This is a genomic window from Myxococcus xanthus (genome assembly GCF_006402735.1).
GTDB lineage: Bacteria > Myxococcota > Myxococcia > Myxococcales > Myxococcaceae > Myxococcus > Myxococcus xanthus_A.
Map to the genome: position 1 here is coordinate 4,109,497 of NZ_CP017174.1, position 16,485 is coordinate 4,125,981.

Below are 16,485 nucleotides of genomic sequence, written 5' to 3' on the forward strand. Positions count from 1 at the left end.
AGCCCGTAGATACACGGATTCGAAGGGTGATGCACGGGACCAACGCAGCGCAGCTTTTGCGTTAGTGCAACCGTGCGAGCATTCGGGCGCATCCCTTTCATCGTGCAGCTCGAGCAAGGAGCGTCCCATGAAGGCAGCTTGGAATGTTGTGATGGCCCTGATGGTGGGAGTGGCTGTGGGCTGTGGCGTTGGCGCCATGGATCCGGAGGGCGCGCAGGATGAGGCGCTCGACACGTCGGAAGCCACGCTCGCGGTCTGTGGAGATGGTGTCTGCGAAATCGGAGAGCGGTTGAGCTGTCCCCTGGATTGCCCACGTGGCGAGTTCTGTGGAAACGGCGCGTGCTGCCCTGGGGAGACGGCCCGGACCTGTCCCGAGGACTGCACGCAGGGGGACCCCGGGCGTTACTGCTATCGATCGCACTGAGTCGCCGCGGGCGCGCGAGCAGCGAGGTTCTCTTTGTTCGCGCGCCGTTCCGCCGTGTCAGGTAGGGCGGGGCGTCTTCGCTACATCGCGAAGCAGCCGTAGACCTTCTCGTAGTAGGAGGTCTTCGTTCCGTTGAGGACCGTCTCTGGCGTGCTGCAGCCGCAGAGGAGCTCACCGACCTTGGTGACCTTCGCGGGCTCCGCGTAGTACGTGATGACGTAGTCCCGGCCGGTGATGTCACGACAGGGGATCGCCTGGGCCTCCGTTTCGAGTCCGGCGGCCTCCTCTTCGATGCCGCCACAGCCCGTCATCAGCCCTACTGCCAGCAGACCCACCATGATGCCCGTACGCATGAATTCCCCTTTTGTGAGACGGTGATGCGTTCCCAGGATAGCCAGAGAACGCGTCAATGGCACCCGGGGGCTGCGGACTGTCGGAATGCCAACGGGCCTGCTCGGCCTGTCGACGAGGTGCCCGTGGGGGGAAGAGCACCGCTTCGTGGCGGATGCCCTTCATCGTGAGGTCCGCGGGCTATGTCTGGATGGTGTTCATGACATTGATGGGCAATAGGAGATTGAAGACCAGTGCCTCCGGCACGTGCGTGCTGTCAGGGTTCAGCGCCAGGTAGCGGGCAATGTCTCGGGCCTGCCGCAGTTGGATGGCGTCGCCGACGGCGCGGATGTCCTGGAAAAAGCTGTCCACCACCGCGCGCAGCTTGCTGTCATTGAACAAGTATGAGTCCCGGCTCCTCGCCTGCTGGGCAGTAGCGCGGCGATCATCGGCCATGCACTGCGATTGCACTGGGAGATAGGCAGCGTCGGGGCGGAAACCCTTGTCACCCCGGGCACGAAGATCGACTGAAGTGATCAGGCAAGGGCTGGGGCGGCTACTTTGGTGAAATGCGCTGTAGCAGTTCCACGGCAGTTGCCTGTGGGAGCGGTTCCGCTTGTTCGACAGAGTACCCACTGGGCTGCGACGAGAAGATCGTACTCGCAGCCTGAGCTAGAATTGCGTCTTTGACTCGTTCGTTTGCCGCAGACGCCGCGAATACGCCGAACGTGCTAAGCGCAACTGACCTGTGCCTGTTGACGATGTAGTTGTGCCGACTTGTTCTGTAGTTTCGAGCGCAGAGCGAGAGCGCGTAGAATGCGACCGACAAAACCAGGAACCTGGGAGCGTATGCAAATATTGTCAGGGACATTGAGCCTTGTACAAGGGCCGCAGGAGTGTTTGCGCTGGCGAACCATGCGATCGCTGCGATAATTGTTGCTGCGACTGCGACGCCGATGAGCCACTTGGTTGCGGAGTCTTTGTGCTCAATTGCTTCGTTGGCGAAGTGCTCTGACTGTCGGGCAATGACCGTATCTATGGAGAGCTTCTTGAGGTCGTCGGCAAGTTGTTCACATTCGACTCGCGTCTTCTTGACGGCCACCAGTTCGTTTTCGAGTTTTGACTGGGTGCTCTCGATGTTGGGGGATCTTTGCATCTCAAGGGCGATTATTGGGGCGGCGACTCTGTAGAGGGTGTTGTACTGGCTGCTTATTTCTTGGCTGTATGACTCTGGCGGGGTGGGGTTGGTTGTCGTCTTTCTGCTGCTGGGGGTTGTTAGGGTGGTAATTGCGCTGTGGATGCGACTCCTTAGTTCCTTGCTGGTTTTTGAGGGTATGTTGTTGATGTCTATTGAGGCGATGGTCTTGAGGAGAGAGATGAGGTTGGTTAGGTCTGTCGTGGGGTCATGATCGGGGTCTGGCGTGCCGTCTCGTGTGATGGCGTTTTGAATTTTCTCCATGTTGAGGTTGGAGATGTTTGATTCAAGGTGTTCGCGATAGTTGTTGTTGGGGTTGATTTGGTTGGTTGGCATGCGCGGAGCGTATCGCAGGCTGGTTTGGATGGCGAAGGGGTTGCGATTATTCGCTCCGCGACGCCCTCGTTCTCCGAAGTTTTTACCGTGTGCTTGCGAATGGGCCAACCCATGGTCCCGTGCCGTTGTGCCTCGGGTGGTTGCGCTCCTAGCTGGTTGCTTTCGCCAGCGACTCCTTGAGTTGTTTGTCCTTCCGCCCGATTGGGATGCAGGGCCGACGAGGAGGATGGGGCACCCGAGGCTGGTGTGCTTCGCGTCCACCTTCCATCACACACATCTCGGGTGTCCACCGAACCGGGCCAAGCTCAGAACGTGTACGACTGCAACGCGGGGAGTGCTGGCGGGTGGCTTCCGTCGGATGCGTGGAAGGCCCAGGTGCTGACAGAAATCGTTTCCGGGCACCGCGGCGCGTCTGGGAAGTGGGCGGTGCGCGTGGTGCTGGAGGTTCTCCGTTGAACTGGGTGTTGCGTGGGATGGCGTCGCGAAACGCGACGTCACCTGCCCGAAATGCAGCGACGCTGGCTGCGTAACTCAGGGCCGGTGCGACGACCCGGAGGTCTTCTTCGGAGGCATTGGGCGATGAATGACGTGGTCGCGTATGTCCTCATCACGCAGGGGGTCCTTCGCATCCTCTGGATTTGGAGTCTTCGCCTCAGACTTCAGAAGCTGGTGCGCCAGCAGGGGGATGCGCGCGAGGCGGCATGAGGGCCTACTACGTACCCGAGACAGGCGACGCATGCATCCCTCGGCGGTTCAACTTCCGTGGCGACGGCATGCGCGACGGACACAGGCTGGTTGCGGCCAACAGCTCCCGACGCTGCTCAGTGGGAACGACGTCAGGAGGCCGATGCCTGAGTCGATGCGTTCCTGTCTTTGGAGATCGAAGACATCGCAATAGCTTTGTCGAAACTCAGCATCGGCTGGCCGTGACGAGCGATTGGTCCCAAGTCATCCCAAATCCTCTTGGTGGTGGCCACCAATTCGTCGTGACGCTCTTTGCTGGGAAAACGCTCACTCCCGACTTGGAGAGTGCCTGCTGGGTGCATTTTGTGCAGAGAGCGGAACGTCTTGTGGCCGGACAGGAGCGACGAACGTAGCACCCAAAGAGAATCAACACCCATGAGGAGTTTTTCTGGGAGGTGCAGTGCGGCAAGTCCCCAGGACTCCAGGAGCGCGTCGCTTGCAGTCTCGATGCGATGGCGAGTACCGGAAGTGCGACGGTCGTAGTGCTCGCCCGGAGAGAGGTGATGTGCATCCTTCTCGTTGGTTTCTCCATGCTTGTCGCTGTGGGGCGTGCCTATCAGAGCCGCGATGTCGGCTGGCAAGCATAGTGCCTCCAGTTCGCGAAATAGGCGGAATGACGCGACCCAAAGATGCTGGGCTGCCTCGCCGCGCCTCTCATCTGCCTTCGACGCGCGAAACGAGGCTAGTTCATTGGGGACGACGCTCCATGCCGTCCAGATGGCCGCAATGACCGCTCCGAGGGCACCAAGACCGCCCGCCAAGGATCCGACGGTATCGAGGATGTTCCGTAAGCTTTCGGCATCGTCCATAGCGTGACGCTATGGCTGCCACCTACGTCACGCCACTGCTTGAGAGGGGCACCCGAGGAGGGGCTTGCTAGCTGCCGCCTGTGCGGCCAGCCCTTGGGATCCTGTGCCCGAGGCTTCCCTTTCGAACTCTGCCAAACGCGCGGAGATGGCGGGCCATGCTGGACGTGTCGATTCCTGATTTCCTATGGTCGCCGACCTTTCGCTCAGCATGAGGTGGGACAGTCCATGGAGTTGCTGTGCTTTCTCGGATCGTTTGCTTCGGCATGTGGCGTGTCTGTCTACCTTTTGGGGAAGTGGCTGAGCCGCCGCCGCGCTGCTGCTGCGTCCGCGCTGGCGCTGGTCACCACGCATCAGGGGAAGCTGACATCCTTGCCGCGCGGGGCAGTGGTTGAGGTGGTCGGCGAGTCCCACTATCAGGAGACGCTGGAAGCCCTCTCCGAGGAGCGGACGGGCCGGAGCCAACGCATCGCCACGACAGCCCACCTGGTGCGCGAGCGCGTCAACCGCTTCGACGAGAACGCCGTGGCCGTCGTCATCGAGGGACGCTTGGTGGGGTACCTGTCCCGGGCGGACGCGCTGGGGTTCCGTGCCCTCATTGAGGAGATGGAAGCACGTGGTGAGATTGCCGCCTGCGCCGCCACAATCGTTGGGGGCTGGTCCCGCGGGGAAAGGGGCAGCGGGAAGTTCGGCGTGAAGCTGGACGTCATGCACCCGGACAAGGCGCCCGCAGATGCCACCATTATCTCCCATGCGGTGACGGGGCTGTGGGAGGCGAAGGGGCCCGCCGGCCGGAGGAAAGTGGTCCAGCGCGCGCTGGAGTCGCTACGGACGGAGGATGCGAAGACGCAGCTCCTCAACGAGGCATCGTCTGTGGAGGTGGTGGCGGCGTTGGAGCAGTCTGCGGGCCTGAAGACGCCCGCCGCCAAGCGACGGAGGCTCCAAGCCGCGCTGGACGCATTGAGGGCGGACGAAGTGCCGGACGAGCTACAGCGCCAGCAGGTGGAGTGGTTGGAGGCGGCGCTCCGGGACCTCGACGCGCCGCCCGAAGCCTAGCCTGGCACGTAGTTCCAGCGGGCATACGGCGCGCCTCTCATGCGCCTGCGTCCGCTGAGCGATACTGGAGTTGCGATGCCTGCTTGCTCTCAACCTGCCCAGTGCTCCGAGGCCGACTGCCGCAACGCGGCCGCGCCCCGGTGCGTATTCTGAAGTTGCCCCGGTTTCGTGGAGTCCCCCCCGCTGTGCGAAAAGGGTTCCACGATGCCGAAGTCACGCCCCCCATACCCGCCGGAGTTCCGTGATCGGGTCGTCGAGCTGCTGAAGGCCGGCCGGTCCGGCAAGAGTCTCGCAAGAGAATTCGGTTGCACCGAGCAGAGCATCCGCAACTGGAAGAAGCAGTTGGAGGAGAGCTGCAGTGGCGCCCCCAGCAGCAACGGCGAGAGCAGGCCAGCACCCAGGGCGAGCAGTGCCGCCTCGGAGGAGCGAGCCGAACTCGAGCGGCTGCGGCGCGAGGTGCGGGTGCTGCGCGAGGAGCGCGACATCCTAAAAAAAGCTGCGGCCTGGTTCGCGCAGGAGTCCGTGGCGACGCCCAGGCGGCGTACCGACTCGTGAAGGCGAACCAGGCCGTCCACTGCATCACGACGCTCTGCCGTGTCTTGGAGGTGTCCGAGAGCGGCTACCACGCGTGGCGGACGCGCCTGCCCTCGAAGCGCGCGGTCGCTGACGCCCTCAATGGTCACGTGAAAACCGGCCAAAGAGGGTCCCTTCAAAACCGGCCAAAGGGAGAGGACCGAGACAGGAGGACTCCTACCCCGCGGACTCGGAGGTCCGCAACTCCATGGCCCCCTTGGTGCGCCAGCTGCGGGGACCGAATTGGACGACGTGGGCATGGTGCAGCAGACGGTCGAGCATGGCGGCCACGGCGGCGTTGTCCCCCAAGAGCTTCCCCCAGTCCTCCACTGGCCGGTTGGAGGTGATGAGGGTGGAAGCCTTCTCGTAGCGGCGCATGATGAGCTCGAGCAGGTCCTCGGCGGCGGTGGCCGGCAGCTTGCGCATGCCGAGGTCATCGATGATGAGCAGAGGCGCGCCGGTGAGCGCATCGAGCTTCTGGCGTCGGGTGCCTTCGAGGCTTGCTTCGGCGAGCTCCTCGAGCAGGTGGTGCGCCTCGCGGTAGAGGACGCGATGGCCCTGGGACTGGATGACGGCGCGGCCGAGGGCCTGGGCGATGTGACTCTTGCCGGTGCCTGGAGGGCCAAGGAAGAGCGCGTCCTCGCGCCGCTCCACGAAGCCGCCGGTGGCCAGCTCGAAGACGAGGCGGCGATTCATCTTCTTGTTGAAGTCGAAGTCGAAGCCGTCGAGCGTCTTGCCCGCGTCGCGGAAGGCGCCCTGCTTGAGGCGGCGTTGGATGAAGCTGTCGCTTCTGCGAGTCAACTCGTCGTTGACGAGGGCGGAGAGGAAGTCGAGTGGAGCGAGCTTCTCGGCTTGCGCCTGGAGGATGCGGGCCTCGACGGCCTGGGCCATGCCGGACAGGCGCAAGGTGGTGAGGGCGCGGGTGATTTCGACGAGATTCATGTCTCGGTGTCTCCTGGGTGAGGGGTGGGTTGAGTCAGACGGACGATGACGTCGCGGTAGTGGGTGAGCTCGCGGATGAGCGGGTCGACCTGGCGCAGGGTGACGGGAGTGGGCGTGCGTCTTTCGAGGTAGCGGCGCACGAAGCGGTAGGTGGGGACGCCCACCTCGAGAGCCACCTCGCAGGCGTCGTCCAGGGCAGCGGCGCCGTGCTTCTTCACCAGGGACAGCACGCCCAGGATGCGGCGGGTGCCCACCTCTCCTTCTCGGCGGTGCACCTCGGCGCAAAGGGCGGCGACGCCGCGTCCGGCCCTGGCGGCGCGCTCGAGAAGTTGCACGGTGGTGCGCGGCGCGTGGGAAGGCCTGTCCTCCTCGCGTGTGCGGTGGTGGCCGCGAGGGGCCCGGGTGTGCTCCCGGAGCAGTTGCCCCGTAGCGGGCAGCAGCAGGCGGACGTGGAGGCTGTCCCACTGCACGTGCAGCTTGCGGCCGATGTGTCCCGGGGGCACCGAGTAGTACGCGCCGTCCACCTCGACGTGCCCGTCCAGGTGCACCACTCGCTCACCGTAGGCGTAGTAGCGGAAGGGCTCCACGGGCAGGGCCAGCAGCCATGGGCGCTCCTCGCCGAACATGGCGGCCACCTGGCGCTTGGTGGTGCCGTGGATTCGGGTGTCCGCCCACTTCGCCTCCCACGCGTCGAGGTAGACCTGGGCGGCCTCCAGCGACTCGAAGCGCAGGCCCTTCAGCGGCGTGCGCTGCGCGTGGCCCACCGCAGACTCCACCTTCCCCTTCCTGTCCGGGTGGCGGACTCGGGCCGGCAGGGCCGTGGCCCCGTAGTGGGCCAGCACGTCCCGGAAGAGCGGATTGAGGGCCGGCTCGTAGACGTCGGGCGAAAGCACCCCCTCACGCAGGTTGTCCAGCACCACCGTGCGCGTCACGCCTCCCAGCCGCCGGAAGGCCTCCTCGTGCAACTGCGCCCACGCGCGGCTGGAGGACTTCCAGCACAACAGCCGCACTGACTTGCGGCTGTAGCCCAGCGTCATGACGAACATGCGCGTGCGCCGGTATTTCCCCGTCTCCGGGTGGCGCACCATGGGCCCCTCCCCATAGTCCACCTGCGCTTCCTCGCCCGGCGTTGTGTGGATGACGGCCTTGGCCTCCGGGCCCTGGCTGTCGCGCAACGCCCGGACGAAGCGGCGCACGCTAATGTAGCTGCCCGTGTAGCCCTGCGTGTCGACGAGCTCCTCGTAGATGGCGCGCCCGTTGCGGCCCACCTCCAGCCGCTGCCGCACCAGCTCGACGTAGGGCGCGACGATGCTCGCCGATACGTGCCGGACTCCGGCTCGGCTGCGCGGCATGGAGTCGGTGGTCCCCTCATTGGCCGGTTTTGCTCCGGCGGCCTCGGCCTCCGGCTCACTCGCCTCGGTGGTCCCCTCATTGGCCGGTTTTGACTTGCCCCACCGGCGCGGTGGACGGATGCCCACGCCCGCGGCCTTCAGGTAGCCGCTGGCCGTCTCACGGCGCACCCCCGTCGCATCCTCGATACGTCTCAGACTCCAACCCAACCGCCCCAGGGCGATGACCTGCTGCTTCTTCTCGTCGCTCAAGACGTTGCCCATCCCCCGGGCGGACTCCACGTCCTACCCGGGCGTCAACGTCTCGGCCCTCCCCATTGGCCGGTTTTCAGGGGACCTTCATTGGCTGGTTTTGGGTGACCACTGAGGCTGACGCGGGCCTCAGCGAGCGCATTCGCGCCATCCACGCGATGAGCGACGGCACCTACGGCGTGCCGCGCATCCACGCCGAGCTCGCGGCGGAGGGCGTGCACATCGGCCGTAAGCGTGTCGCCCGTCTCATGCGGGCAGCTCGCCTCGAAGGCGTCAGTCGCCGCAGGTGGTGTGTCACAACGACGCGCGACGAGCGCGTACGCCCTGCTCCCGACCTGGTCGACCGCAAATTCGTGGCCCCTGGACCCGACCAGCTCTGGGTTGCTGACATCACGTACATCCCGACGCACGCCGGCTTCCTCTACCTCGCCGTTGTGCTCGACGCCTGGAGCCGCAAAGTCGTCGGCTGGGCAATGGCTGGCCACCTCAAGACGCAGCTCGTCGTGCAGGCACTCGACATGGCTGTGGGGCAGCGTCAGCCCCAGAGCGTCGTGCACCACAGCGACCAAGGGACGCAGTACACCTCGATTGGCTTCGGGCTTCGGTGCAAGGAAGCCGGCGTGCGGCCCTCCATGGGCAGCGTTGGCGACGCGTACGACAACGCGATGTGTGAGAGCTTCTTCGCCACACTCGAGTGCGAACTGCTCGCACGCCGCCGTTTCACGTCTCACGCCGAGGCGCGGATGGCCGTCTTCCGCTTCATCGAAGGCTGGTATAACCCGCTCAGGCGCCACTCCGCGCTCGACTACGAGTCACCCGCTGGTTACGAGAAGAAGCACCGCGCTGCCGCTTGAGGGCGAAAGCGCGAAACGCTCTGCGGAACCGGGGCAACTTCAATTCCGGTGATGGTGAGCACCTCAAGCGGGTGACGCGGGGCCGGTCGATGTCAACGCCCCTGGCGCCGGCATATGTGTCCCCCTGGGAGCGCCTCACCGCCGCCGCCCTGGCCTACGCCGATGCCAGCGACGACGAGGAGGAGTTCGCCAAGGCCCGGGACAGGCTGCGCAAGGCGGCTATGGCCTACGCGCGCACCGCTCCGGCGCATCCGATGCCGCCCGCGCCATTTGCACCTCGGGTGCGCAAGGCGCGCACGCCGGGACAGCTTGAGTTGTGGCCAGGCCAGGCGGAGCGGCCGTAAGTCAACCGCAACCGCCTGGCACACGCGTTCATCGGAGAGCAGGCCAAGGGCACGACAGCCGTTGGCTGCTAAGGCTTAGCAGCACCAGCAACTCGTTTCGTTGCGGCAACAGCCGGCCGTGCAGTAGCAGTCCTGCGCCCCGTTTCTGGCTGAGCAACTCTTCCCGGGAGGCGGGGGAGGCGGGCGCGCCGAAGTCGAATCCCCAGAGGCGTCGACGGCAGGGTTGGCGGCCATCGACAGCAGTTCCTCGCCTTCTTGCGACTCTGGCGCGAAGGTCGCCGCAGCGTCCTCACCCGAGACAAAGCGGTCGATGGGCGTACCGTCGTTGAGGGACGCATTCCCACAGCCGACCATCACAGCAAACGCCACCGACAACAGCAGTGTGCGACCGACACTCATATTCCCCTCCCTGATTGAGTGCAGATGAGTCCGGGCCAATCCGCGAGGCTCGTCCGCAGACAACGGTGAAACGTCGTGGCGCACGTCCCTTGTGGGAATTCGCCCTCGTACTCCGGGGAGGGGTGGTGAGCGTCACCCGCTTCGGTGGCTCTCCCGCACTTCGTGTGGTTCCCCTCGGAGGAATGGGTAGATGCGGCAGACGGCCAGCAGGGCGAATACACCCAGGGAATGGAAACGCTGTACTCCCTTCCTGGCTGTCGCGTGGAGCGGGTGATGCTCACCTGAACAGTGAGGACGCTCACGTCGGTGTAGAAGCGCTGGGTTGTACGCTTGTCCTTGTGGTTGAGGAACTCAGGCACTAGGGGCGGCGCTGCGCCCTGTTCTACGCTCCAGGTCGTCACCGAGTGGCGCATGACGCCGAAGGTGAAGGCGGGCACTCCAACTGCGACGCCGAGTGGGTCTGCCTCGAACCGCTCGAGCTGCTTCATGGCCAAACGGAGGTTGTGGCACCGCGTCGAGACATGGAACCGCTGCCCGCGAACGCGACGATCGATGATGAAGAGGGGCTGTCCATCCTGCTGCTTGTGGAAATAGCCGCCTGGCCAACGCTGCTTGCTGCTCACCGGCACCTCCGCCCACAAAGGTGCCACAACGGAGGCCGACATGAATGCAGTGACCCCGACAGGAATCGAACCTGTGGCCTGCGGTTTAGGAAACCGCCGCTCTATCCAACTGAGCTACGGGGTCGTGCTCTCAAGTCACTGCGCTTTCTGGAGGAGGCCCGCCAGAAAGGTCCATCCATGCTACCCAACGCGGGGGCGCATGCACAACGACGTGCGTTATAGCAGGCGGCCCGGCGCGCGCAACGCGCCAGCATCACCGTTTCCATCCTGCCGCCCCCTAGGGGCCCTGCCGGGCGCCCTCAGCGTGACGCGGGAACGTCCCGGAACCGGACCATGCGGCCCCGCTCTCCGTCCCAGACGTTGAGTCGCAGACAGGCCAGCACGTCCCTGGGGTGCAGGGTGGTGGTGCGCGGGTTCTGCAACTCGGGGATGGCGGCCATGGCCTCCGGCAGCCGGTAGAAGGGGATGCGCGGGTTGAGGTGGTGGACGTGGTGGTAGCCGATGTTGCCGGTGAACCACGCCATGACGGGGCCGCAGGCCAGGTAGCTCGAAGCCTCCAGGGCCGCGCTCGCGTGCGTCCAATCCTGGTCCTCGCGCAGCGCGACGTCCGGGAAGTTGTGCTGGGAGAAGAAGAGGTACGCCCCCAGCGCGTAGCCGATGGACAGCGGCAGCACCATCGCCGTGAGGTACACGCCCAGGCCCCCGAAGTGGAACACCGCCACGCTGATGGTCACGTGGAGGAGCACGGCGAAGCCCGCGCTCCAGTAGCGCAGCGGGTGCTTCACGAACGGCACGAAGCACAGCCCACCCAGGAACGCGAGCGGGTACGCGAAGATCATCACGAGCGGATGCCGCTCCACCACATAGGCCAGCCGCTCCAGCGCTGTGGCCTCACCCCACTGCCGCGCCGTCCACGTGGTGAACGTCCCTGACGCGGAGGCAGCCAGCCGCGCCGTGTTCGCATGGTGGTGGTTGTGCGTCTCGCTCCAGACGCGCGGCGGCGTGAGCAGCAGCACCGCGTGGGTGTGGAACAGGGCCTTTCCGAGCCGCGAGCCCGACAGCAGTGAACCGTGCAGGTAGTCGTGGACCAGGATGAAGGAGCGGATCAGCACCAGCGCTTGCACCACGCTTCCCACGACGCGCAGGGGCCACCAGGAGGGAAGGGTGGCGAGCGCGATGGCGCTCAGCAGGGCCACGAAGGTGGTGCCCACTTCCCACCAACTCCGCCGCGTGTCCTGTGCGGCGAAGGGCCGCGTGCGGGCGATGAGGTTCCGCTCGGCGTCTCGGGAGAGTGAGGTGAAGGCGCTGCTGCGGGTCGCGGAGTCCATTCGGAGGTCCAAGGCTGGCACGGCGGCGGCTGCCGCCGATTCGAGTCCCTGGAACCATGCCCGCCCACTGTCATGCGCCCGTCATGGGCGGTGCTATTGGCAGACACCACTCACGGATGCTGTGATGCGTCGGAGGCCGCGCTGCCCCGTCGGGCCCATTTGGCTCGACGGGGCACGGCACGTCACGAGCGATGCTTGTTGGCCCGGAACTCGCTGGCCCACTGCTCGACGATGGATGCCACCTGCTCGCGCTCGGAGCGCTGCGCGGTCGGAATCACCAAGGCTTGGGCCAACTGCTGAAGGACCGGCGGGCTGTCGCCACTGGGCGTCGGGACCACGGGGCTGGCGCCCTTCTTGCGGACCCAGACGCGGGGCCCCTCGCTGGGACGCACGGGCTCCGGGGTGACGGCGATCTCCGGCGCCTCCGAAGACTCGCGGCGCTTCCGGCCCAGGATGACGTCCGGAATGCTGTTCGGTGCGGCTTCTTCCGTCCACGCGTGGTGCAGGCGGCCGGACGCCACCATGAGGCGCCGCTTCTGGTAGTGGGCCGCGCAGTAGCCCAGGCTGCGCACCGGCCGCTTGCAACCGATGACGGCGCAGGCCCGGGCTTCCGGGGCGGCTTCTTCCTCGGCGGTGTCGTCGGGCCCCGCATCCAGGGTCGCGAGCGACGACGCCAGGGCGTCCAGGGCCGCGTTCGGCAGCTCACGCCGCGGCTGGCGGCGGGGGGCGCTGGGGGACAGGCTCTCCGCGATGCGCAGAAGCGTGTCCGTCAGCGGCGACAGTTGCCCGGCGAGTTCCTCGGCCAGCACGGTGCGGAACGCGCGTTCCAGCGGCGGCAAGGATGACGCGGGAACGCGAGTGATTCGCGTGGATTGATGAGAAGGGGCGGAACGAAGGCTACGGGGTCTTGGCATGTGGATGAGTGCCTGTGGTCGCTGCCGGTTGCTTCAGGGGACCGTGGAGCGGACGGCCGTTGCGTTAGCACACCTGTGGCCGACCGCCCAGGACAGCCTGTCAAAGGGCTCGTGAGTGGATGTTTCGCGGCGATGACCCAAGCGGTGCGTCCCCATGTCAACACGGCCCACGTCCATTCAATCCCGAGCCGCACCCGCACCTTCCCAGGTATGTCGGAATCCTACCTGTCAAGTGGTCGGCAGGACATAACTTCCAGGGAGCACGCTTCTTCCTCGGCTGAAACAGACTACTGCGGAAGGATGCGCGTGTCGTGCAACTTCACTGAGAGGATTTGCCCGTGCGAAACATCTCGACTGTCGCGGTGTCCGTGGTTGCGCACCTACTGCCCCTGACGTGACGTCTCAGCGCTCCACGCGGGAGGCACCCTGCGTGGATTTGCTTTCCGACTGGCGGCATCGCGATTCGGCCGCGCGAGCGTTCGCGGCCTCGTAGCCGCGACCCGCGGCTTCGAGCAACGCCGCCGCGCGAGCGTAGTGTCCGGCGGCCTGTCCCTTGGGCAGCAACTGTTCGTCAGCGTGCGCGGCGGCGAGCAGGAAGGGGAGGGCGCGGTCCTCCTGCCCCGCTTCCATCCAGTGGTGGGCCAGGATGATGGCGGGCGCGCCATCCCGTTCGAAGACGCGTGCAAGCCGGCCGTGCAGGAAGCGGGCGGCGGAGTCGGACACGCTGGCGTGGACCGCTTCCAGGACCAGGTCGTGGGTGAAGCGCTCCGCCACGAGGAGCTGCGCGGACTCCAGCTCGGACAGCGCCGCGTGCAGCTCCGCCACGCTGACCTGGAGCGCCTCGGGCGCCAATGCGGCTCGGAAGTGGAGGTCCGCTCGCGCCGCCAGCTGCGCCGTGAGCCGGGCCAGGGGTGTGAGGCGCTCCAGACGGCGTTGGATGAGCGGCCCCACTCGGCCCGGAGGTGGGAGCCGGCGCGGCCAGTCCCGGTGGAGAGCGTCCGTTTCGATGAGGTGCTTCAGCGTCTCCACGATGTACAGCGGGTTGCCCCCCGTGTAGCGCGTCAGCGCCTCGGCGTGAGGTTCCGCGCCCGGAAGCTCCAGGCCCGCGAGCAGTTGCCGGACCTCTTCGAGCGCGAGCGGTCCCACCTCGATGACTCGCGCGAGCCCCGTGTCCACGAGCTTGCGCACGTTGGCTTCGGAGTAGGGCGGGAGCTCTCCCTTGCGGTAGCAGTCGATGAAGGCGGGCGCGCGGGCCGGCGCTTCGTACTTCCGCTCCATCAGCCGGGCCAGCGAGTACATGAACAGCTTTGCGCTGGCCTGGTCCCAGTATTGGACGTCGTCGACGACGATGACCTGGTCACCTTCGTGCAGCAGGGTCATCGCCTCCGCGTGGGCCTCGTAGAAGCGCAGCTCGTCGGCCTCGGAGGCGAGCGGTGGCAGGGCGGTCCCATTGCCCAGCTCTGGCACGATGCGCGACAGCTCCGTCCGGACCCAGTCCGGCATCACGATGCCGGGCCGCCGGGCCAGGTGGGCTCGGACCGCGCGCGTCTGGGAGGCATAGGGCACCTCCTGGTCACCCGGGCGTGCTTCGAGCCGGAACCACGTCCCCACGGACGCGGCGAACTCCTCGGCGAGCCGTGTCTTTCCGCTGCCCGCGTCTCCCGCCACGAAGAGCAGCTGCCCCGCCTCCAGACCTTCCTGGAGCTGGCGCAGGGCGTGCTGCCTGCCCGCGAGGACGGGCGGGCGCATCACGCTCATGGGCAGCGGTGCTCGGGTGGGCTGGGGGGAGGCGGTCCACGCCGCATCCTTTTCGATGTTGCGCACCAGGGTGAGCGTCTCCGGCATGGGAGAGACGCCAAGGTCGTGTGACAGCGTGCTGCGCAGCCGCTCGAAGGCCGCGAGCGCCGCGCCCCGGTCACCCCGGAGGTAGTGCAGGCGGATGAGGTGGCGGCCGGCCTGTTCGGACTCCGGCTCATGCTGCACCCAGGCCTGGGCCAGGGCCAGCGCGGTGGGCCAGTCCCGCGCGTCCATGCGGTGTTGGACTTCGGCCTCTCGGGCGTTGCGCACCCATCCCTCCACGGCGGCACGGGCTCCATCCAGCCACCGCGACAGCTCGTCGCAGTCGTCGAAGCTCACCCCCGTCAGCAGGCCGACGCCGGTGCCCTGCAGCAGCGCTTGGAGGACATCGGAGGATAGGGGCTTGCCCGCGGCGCACTTCAGCCTCGCGAGGTCCAGCGTGACGTCTGGTGACAGGCCCAGTCGGTGGGAGTCCCCGTCCACCAGGTCCGTGCCGCCGCAGCTCAGCCGGAGCCGGCGCAGCAGTTGGCGCATGTTGTTGCGCACGGAGGCGGGTGGTGAGTCCGGCCACAGCAGGTGGGACACGGCGGCCTTCGACGCGGGGCCCTCCATGCCCAGGTAGGCCAGGAGGGTGGCGGCTCGGCGGTCCATCCTCACGCGCTGCCCGTCGGGACCTTCCAGGTGGGCATGGCCCAGGACCCGAGCGCTCCATCCCGGCAGCTTCACCTGCGCCACTCCGTCATGAGACTCCGCTTCCGGCCAGTTCGACCCCATATCGAACATACGGAACGGTACCGGAAACAGGTCTTTGGATTAGTGGTTTTATTTGAATTAACTGTTAGGCCCAAGCCGTCTCGGGGCTTGGAACGCGGGAGTCTGGCCGGTACAACGCGCCCCTGGGCCCGCGGGCATGTCGTCCTGGCCCCGGCTGTCATGATCGCGAACCTCCACAACGCCGACATCCCCCAGCCCGTGCTGGACGTCATCGCGCGGCTGCGCGAACTGGGCCACGCCGTCTACCTGGTGGGTGGCTGCGTCCGGGACATGGTGCGCCTGGTCCACCCCAAGGATTTCGACGTGGCCACCAGCGCGCTGCCGCAAGAAGTCCAGGGCGCCTTCCGCAAGGTCATCCCCACGGGCATCCAGCACGGCACCGTCACCGTCCTCCAGAATGGCACGCACGTGGAGGTGACGACGTTCCGCTCGGAGGGGGATTACCTTGACGGCCGCCGGCCCAGCTCGGTGGCCTTCGAGCGCGACATCGTCAAGGACCTGTCCCGGCGCGACTTCACCATCAACGCGATGGCCTACAACCCGCTGGACCGCGAGTTGGTGGACCCGTTCGGCGGACAATCGGACCTCCGGGCGCAGCTCATCCGCTGCGTGGGCTCCGCGCAGGAGCGCTTCTCCGAGGACGGCCTGCGCCCCTTGCGCGCCGTGCGCTTCGCCGCGGTGCTCGGCTTCGCGCTCGATGCCGCCACCCGCGACGCCATCCCCGCCACGCTCGGCGTCTTCCGCAAGGTCGCGCTGGAGCGGGTGCGTGAGGAACTGGTGAAGCTGCTCCTGTCACCCCGGGCGGAGAGCGGCCTGCGGTTGCTCGCGGACACCGGGCTTCTGGACGTGTTCCTTCCGGAGCTGGCGCGCGCGGAAGCCTCGGCCGCCGCGTCCGTCCGGGCCGCGGTGCAGGCCTCGCCGCTGGAGGTGGAGGTCCGCGTCGCGGTGCTGCTGGCCGATCTGGTGGACCGAGCCCAGGCGCGCGACATCGGCCTGCGGCTGAAGTTCCCCAACAAGGTGGCGGACCTGGTGGCGCTGCTCGTCGAACACGCGAAGGCGGAGACTCGGGTGGGGGCGCCGGACGCCGCGCTTCGCCGGCTCCTGGCTCGCCTGGGCCCGCCGCAGCTTCCGCTGTGGGCAGCGGTCGTTCGCGCCCGGGTCGGCGTCCGCCAGCCGGACGCGCTCCCAGCGGTGGAGGCGCTCATTGCCCGCGTGGAGGCGCTCGCCGCCGCGAAGCCGCCGTTGACGGCGAAGGACCTGTCGCTGACGGGAGGCGACATCATGGCCGCCCTGGGCGTGGGGCCTTCTCCCATCGTGGGCGAGGCCACCCGGTTCCTCGTCGAGTCCGTCCTGGATGATCCAGGCCTGAACACGGCCGACGCCTTGCGGCAGCGGTTGCAGGCGTGGCAGGCGCAGGCTGCTCGCTGAGCCGGCGGGCTGCGCGG

12 protein-coding genes, 1 tRNA gene and 2 pseudogenes are annotated in these 16,485 nt (G+C 66.7%); 5 read left to right on the forward strand and 10 right to left on the reverse strand.

Annotated features, from left to right (window positions below):
- Window positions 1-504 precede the first annotated feature (504 nt).
- From BHS09_RS17485 to BHS09_RS17500, 4 genes are all read right to left on the reverse strand, one after another.
- Window positions 505-777 (reverse strand): hypothetical protein, encoded by a 273-nt coding sequence (locus BHS09_RS17485; protein ID WP_140798410.1) that lies wholly within the window; start codon window positions 775-777, stop codon window positions 505-507.
- Between the two features lie 178 nt (window positions 778-955).
- A complete protein-coding gene (locus BHS09_RS17490; protein WP_140798411.1) occupies window positions 956-1,156 on the reverse strand; it encodes a hypothetical protein in 201 nt (66 codons plus the stop codon).
- A gap of 154 nt (window positions 1,157-1,310) precedes the next feature.
- Entirely contained in the window at window positions 1,311-2,285 is a 975-nt protein-coding gene (locus tag BHS09_RS38610; protein ID WP_161605159.1) for a hypothetical protein, read from the reverse strand.
- Between the two features lie 836 nt (window positions 2,286-3,121).
- Window positions 3,122-3,838: a hypothetical protein gene (locus BHS09_RS17500; RefSeq protein ID WP_140798413.1), complete on the reverse strand. Its 717-nt coding sequence runs from the start codon at window positions 3,836-3,838 to the stop codon at window positions 3,122-3,124.
- A gap of 270 nt (window positions 3,839-4,108) precedes the next feature.
- Between BHS09_RS17500 and BHS09_RS17505 the strand changes: the two genes are divergently transcribed.
- Entirely contained in the window at window positions 4,109-4,891 is a 783-nt protein-coding gene (locus BHS09_RS17505; protein WP_140791475.1) for a hypothetical protein, read from the forward strand.
- Between the two features lie 204 nt (window positions 4,892-5,095).
- Window positions 5,096-5,562 (forward strand): annotated as a pseudogene (locus BHS09_RS17510) (transposase); the annotation flags it as partial.
- 79 nt (window positions 5,563-5,641) lie between these two features.
- Here the strand turns inward: BHS09_RS17510 and istB are convergent.
- Together istB and istA are read right to left on the reverse strand one after the other, a co-directional pair.
- Entirely contained in the window at window positions 5,642-6,406 is a 765-nt protein-coding gene (gene istB / locus BHS09_RS17515) for an IS21-like element helper ATPase IstB (RefSeq protein ID WP_140787629.1), read from the reverse strand.
- Window positions 6,403-8,019, reverse strand: a complete 1,617-nt coding sequence (gene istA, locus BHS09_RS17520) for an IS21 family transposase (RefSeq protein WP_140793108.1) — start codon at window positions 8,017-8,019, stop codon at window positions 6,403-6,405. Before istA ends, istB begins: the two co-directional genes overlap by 4 nt.
- Before the next feature lie 104 nt (window positions 8,020-8,123).
- Here istA and BHS09_RS17525 point away from each other — a divergent pair.
- Both BHS09_RS17525 and BHS09_RS17530 read left to right on the forward strand, forming a co-directional pair.
- Window positions 8,124-8,861 (forward strand): annotated as a pseudogene (locus BHS09_RS17525) (IS3 family transposase); the annotation flags it as partial.
- 89 nt (window positions 8,862-8,950) lie between these two features.
- Window positions 8,951-9,205, forward strand: a complete 255-nt coding sequence (locus BHS09_RS17530; protein WP_140798414.1) for a hypothetical protein — start codon at window positions 8,951-8,953, stop codon at window positions 9,203-9,205.
- 1,072 nt (window positions 9,206-10,277) lie between these two features.
- Here the strand turns inward: BHS09_RS17530 and BHS09_RS17540 are convergent.
- The 4 genes from BHS09_RS17540 to BHS09_RS17555 form a co-directional block, all read right to left on the reverse strand.
- Window positions 10,278-10,351 (reverse strand) — tRNA-Arg (locus BHS09_RS17540).
- A gap of 175 nt (window positions 10,352-10,526) precedes the next feature.
- Window positions 10,527-11,555 (reverse strand): fatty acid desaturase family protein, encoded by a 1,029-nt coding sequence (locus BHS09_RS17545; RefSeq protein WP_140798416.1) that lies wholly within the window; start codon window positions 11,553-11,555, stop codon window positions 10,527-10,529.
- A gap of 182 nt (window positions 11,556-11,737) precedes the next feature.
- Window positions 11,738-12,394, reverse strand: coding sequence for a cell wall protein (locus BHS09_RS17550; RefSeq protein WP_140791483.1), 657 nt, complete (start codon window positions 12,392-12,394; stop codon window positions 11,738-11,740).
- Window positions 12,395-12,871: 477 nt separating this feature from the next.
- Window positions 12,872-15,049, reverse strand: a complete 2,178-nt coding sequence (locus tag BHS09_RS17555) for an ATP-binding protein (protein ID WP_140798417.1) — start codon at window positions 15,047-15,049, stop codon at window positions 12,872-12,874.
- Between the two features lie 150 nt (window positions 15,050-15,199).
- On the opposite strand from BHS09_RS17555, the gene BHS09_RS17560 reads away from it, so the two are divergent.
- Window positions 15,200-16,468: a CCA tRNA nucleotidyltransferase gene (locus tag BHS09_RS17560; protein WP_140798418.1), complete on the forward strand. Its 1,269-nt coding sequence runs from the start codon at window positions 15,200-15,202 to the stop codon at window positions 16,466-16,468.
- Window positions 16,469-16,485: the final 17 nt, after the last annotated feature.

Excerpts from the sequence above, each read along its gene's own strand:
- BHS09_RS17560 (WP_140798418.1), top strand. The coding sequence starts at position 15,200 with ATGATCGCGAACCTCCACAACGCCGACATCCCCCAGCCCGTGCTGGAC.
- istA (WP_140793108.1), bottom strand. The coding sequence starts at position 8,019 with ATGGGCAACGTCTTGAGCGACGAGAAGAAGCAGCAGGTCATCGCCCTG.
- BHS09_RS17500 (WP_140798413.1), bottom strand. The coding sequence starts at position 3,838 with ATGGACGATGCCGAAAGCTTACGGAACATCCTCGATACCGTCGGATCC.
- BHS09_RS17530 (WP_140798414.1), top strand. The coding sequence starts at position 8,951 with ATGTCAACGCCCCTGGCGCCGGCATATGTGTCCCCCTGGGAGCGCCTC.
- BHS09_RS17545 (WP_140798416.1), bottom strand. The coding sequence starts at position 11,555 with ATGGACTCCGCGACCCGCAGCAGCGCCTTCACCTCACTCTCCCGAGAC.
- BHS09_RS38610 (WP_161605159.1), bottom strand. The coding sequence starts at position 2,285 with ATGCCAACCAACCAAATCAACCCCAACAACAACTATCGCGAACACCTT.
- BHS09_RS17485 (WP_140798410.1), bottom strand. The coding sequence starts at position 777 with ATGCGTACGGGCATCATGGTGGGTCTGCTGGCAGTAGGGCTGATGACG.
- istB (WP_140787629.1), bottom strand. The coding sequence starts at position 6,406 with ATGAATCTCGTCGAAATCACCCGCGCCCTCACCACCTTGCGCCTGTCC.
- BHS09_RS17555 (WP_140798417.1), bottom strand. The coding sequence starts at position 15,049 with ATGTTCGATATGGGGTCGAACTGGCCGGAAGCGGAGTCTCATGACGGA.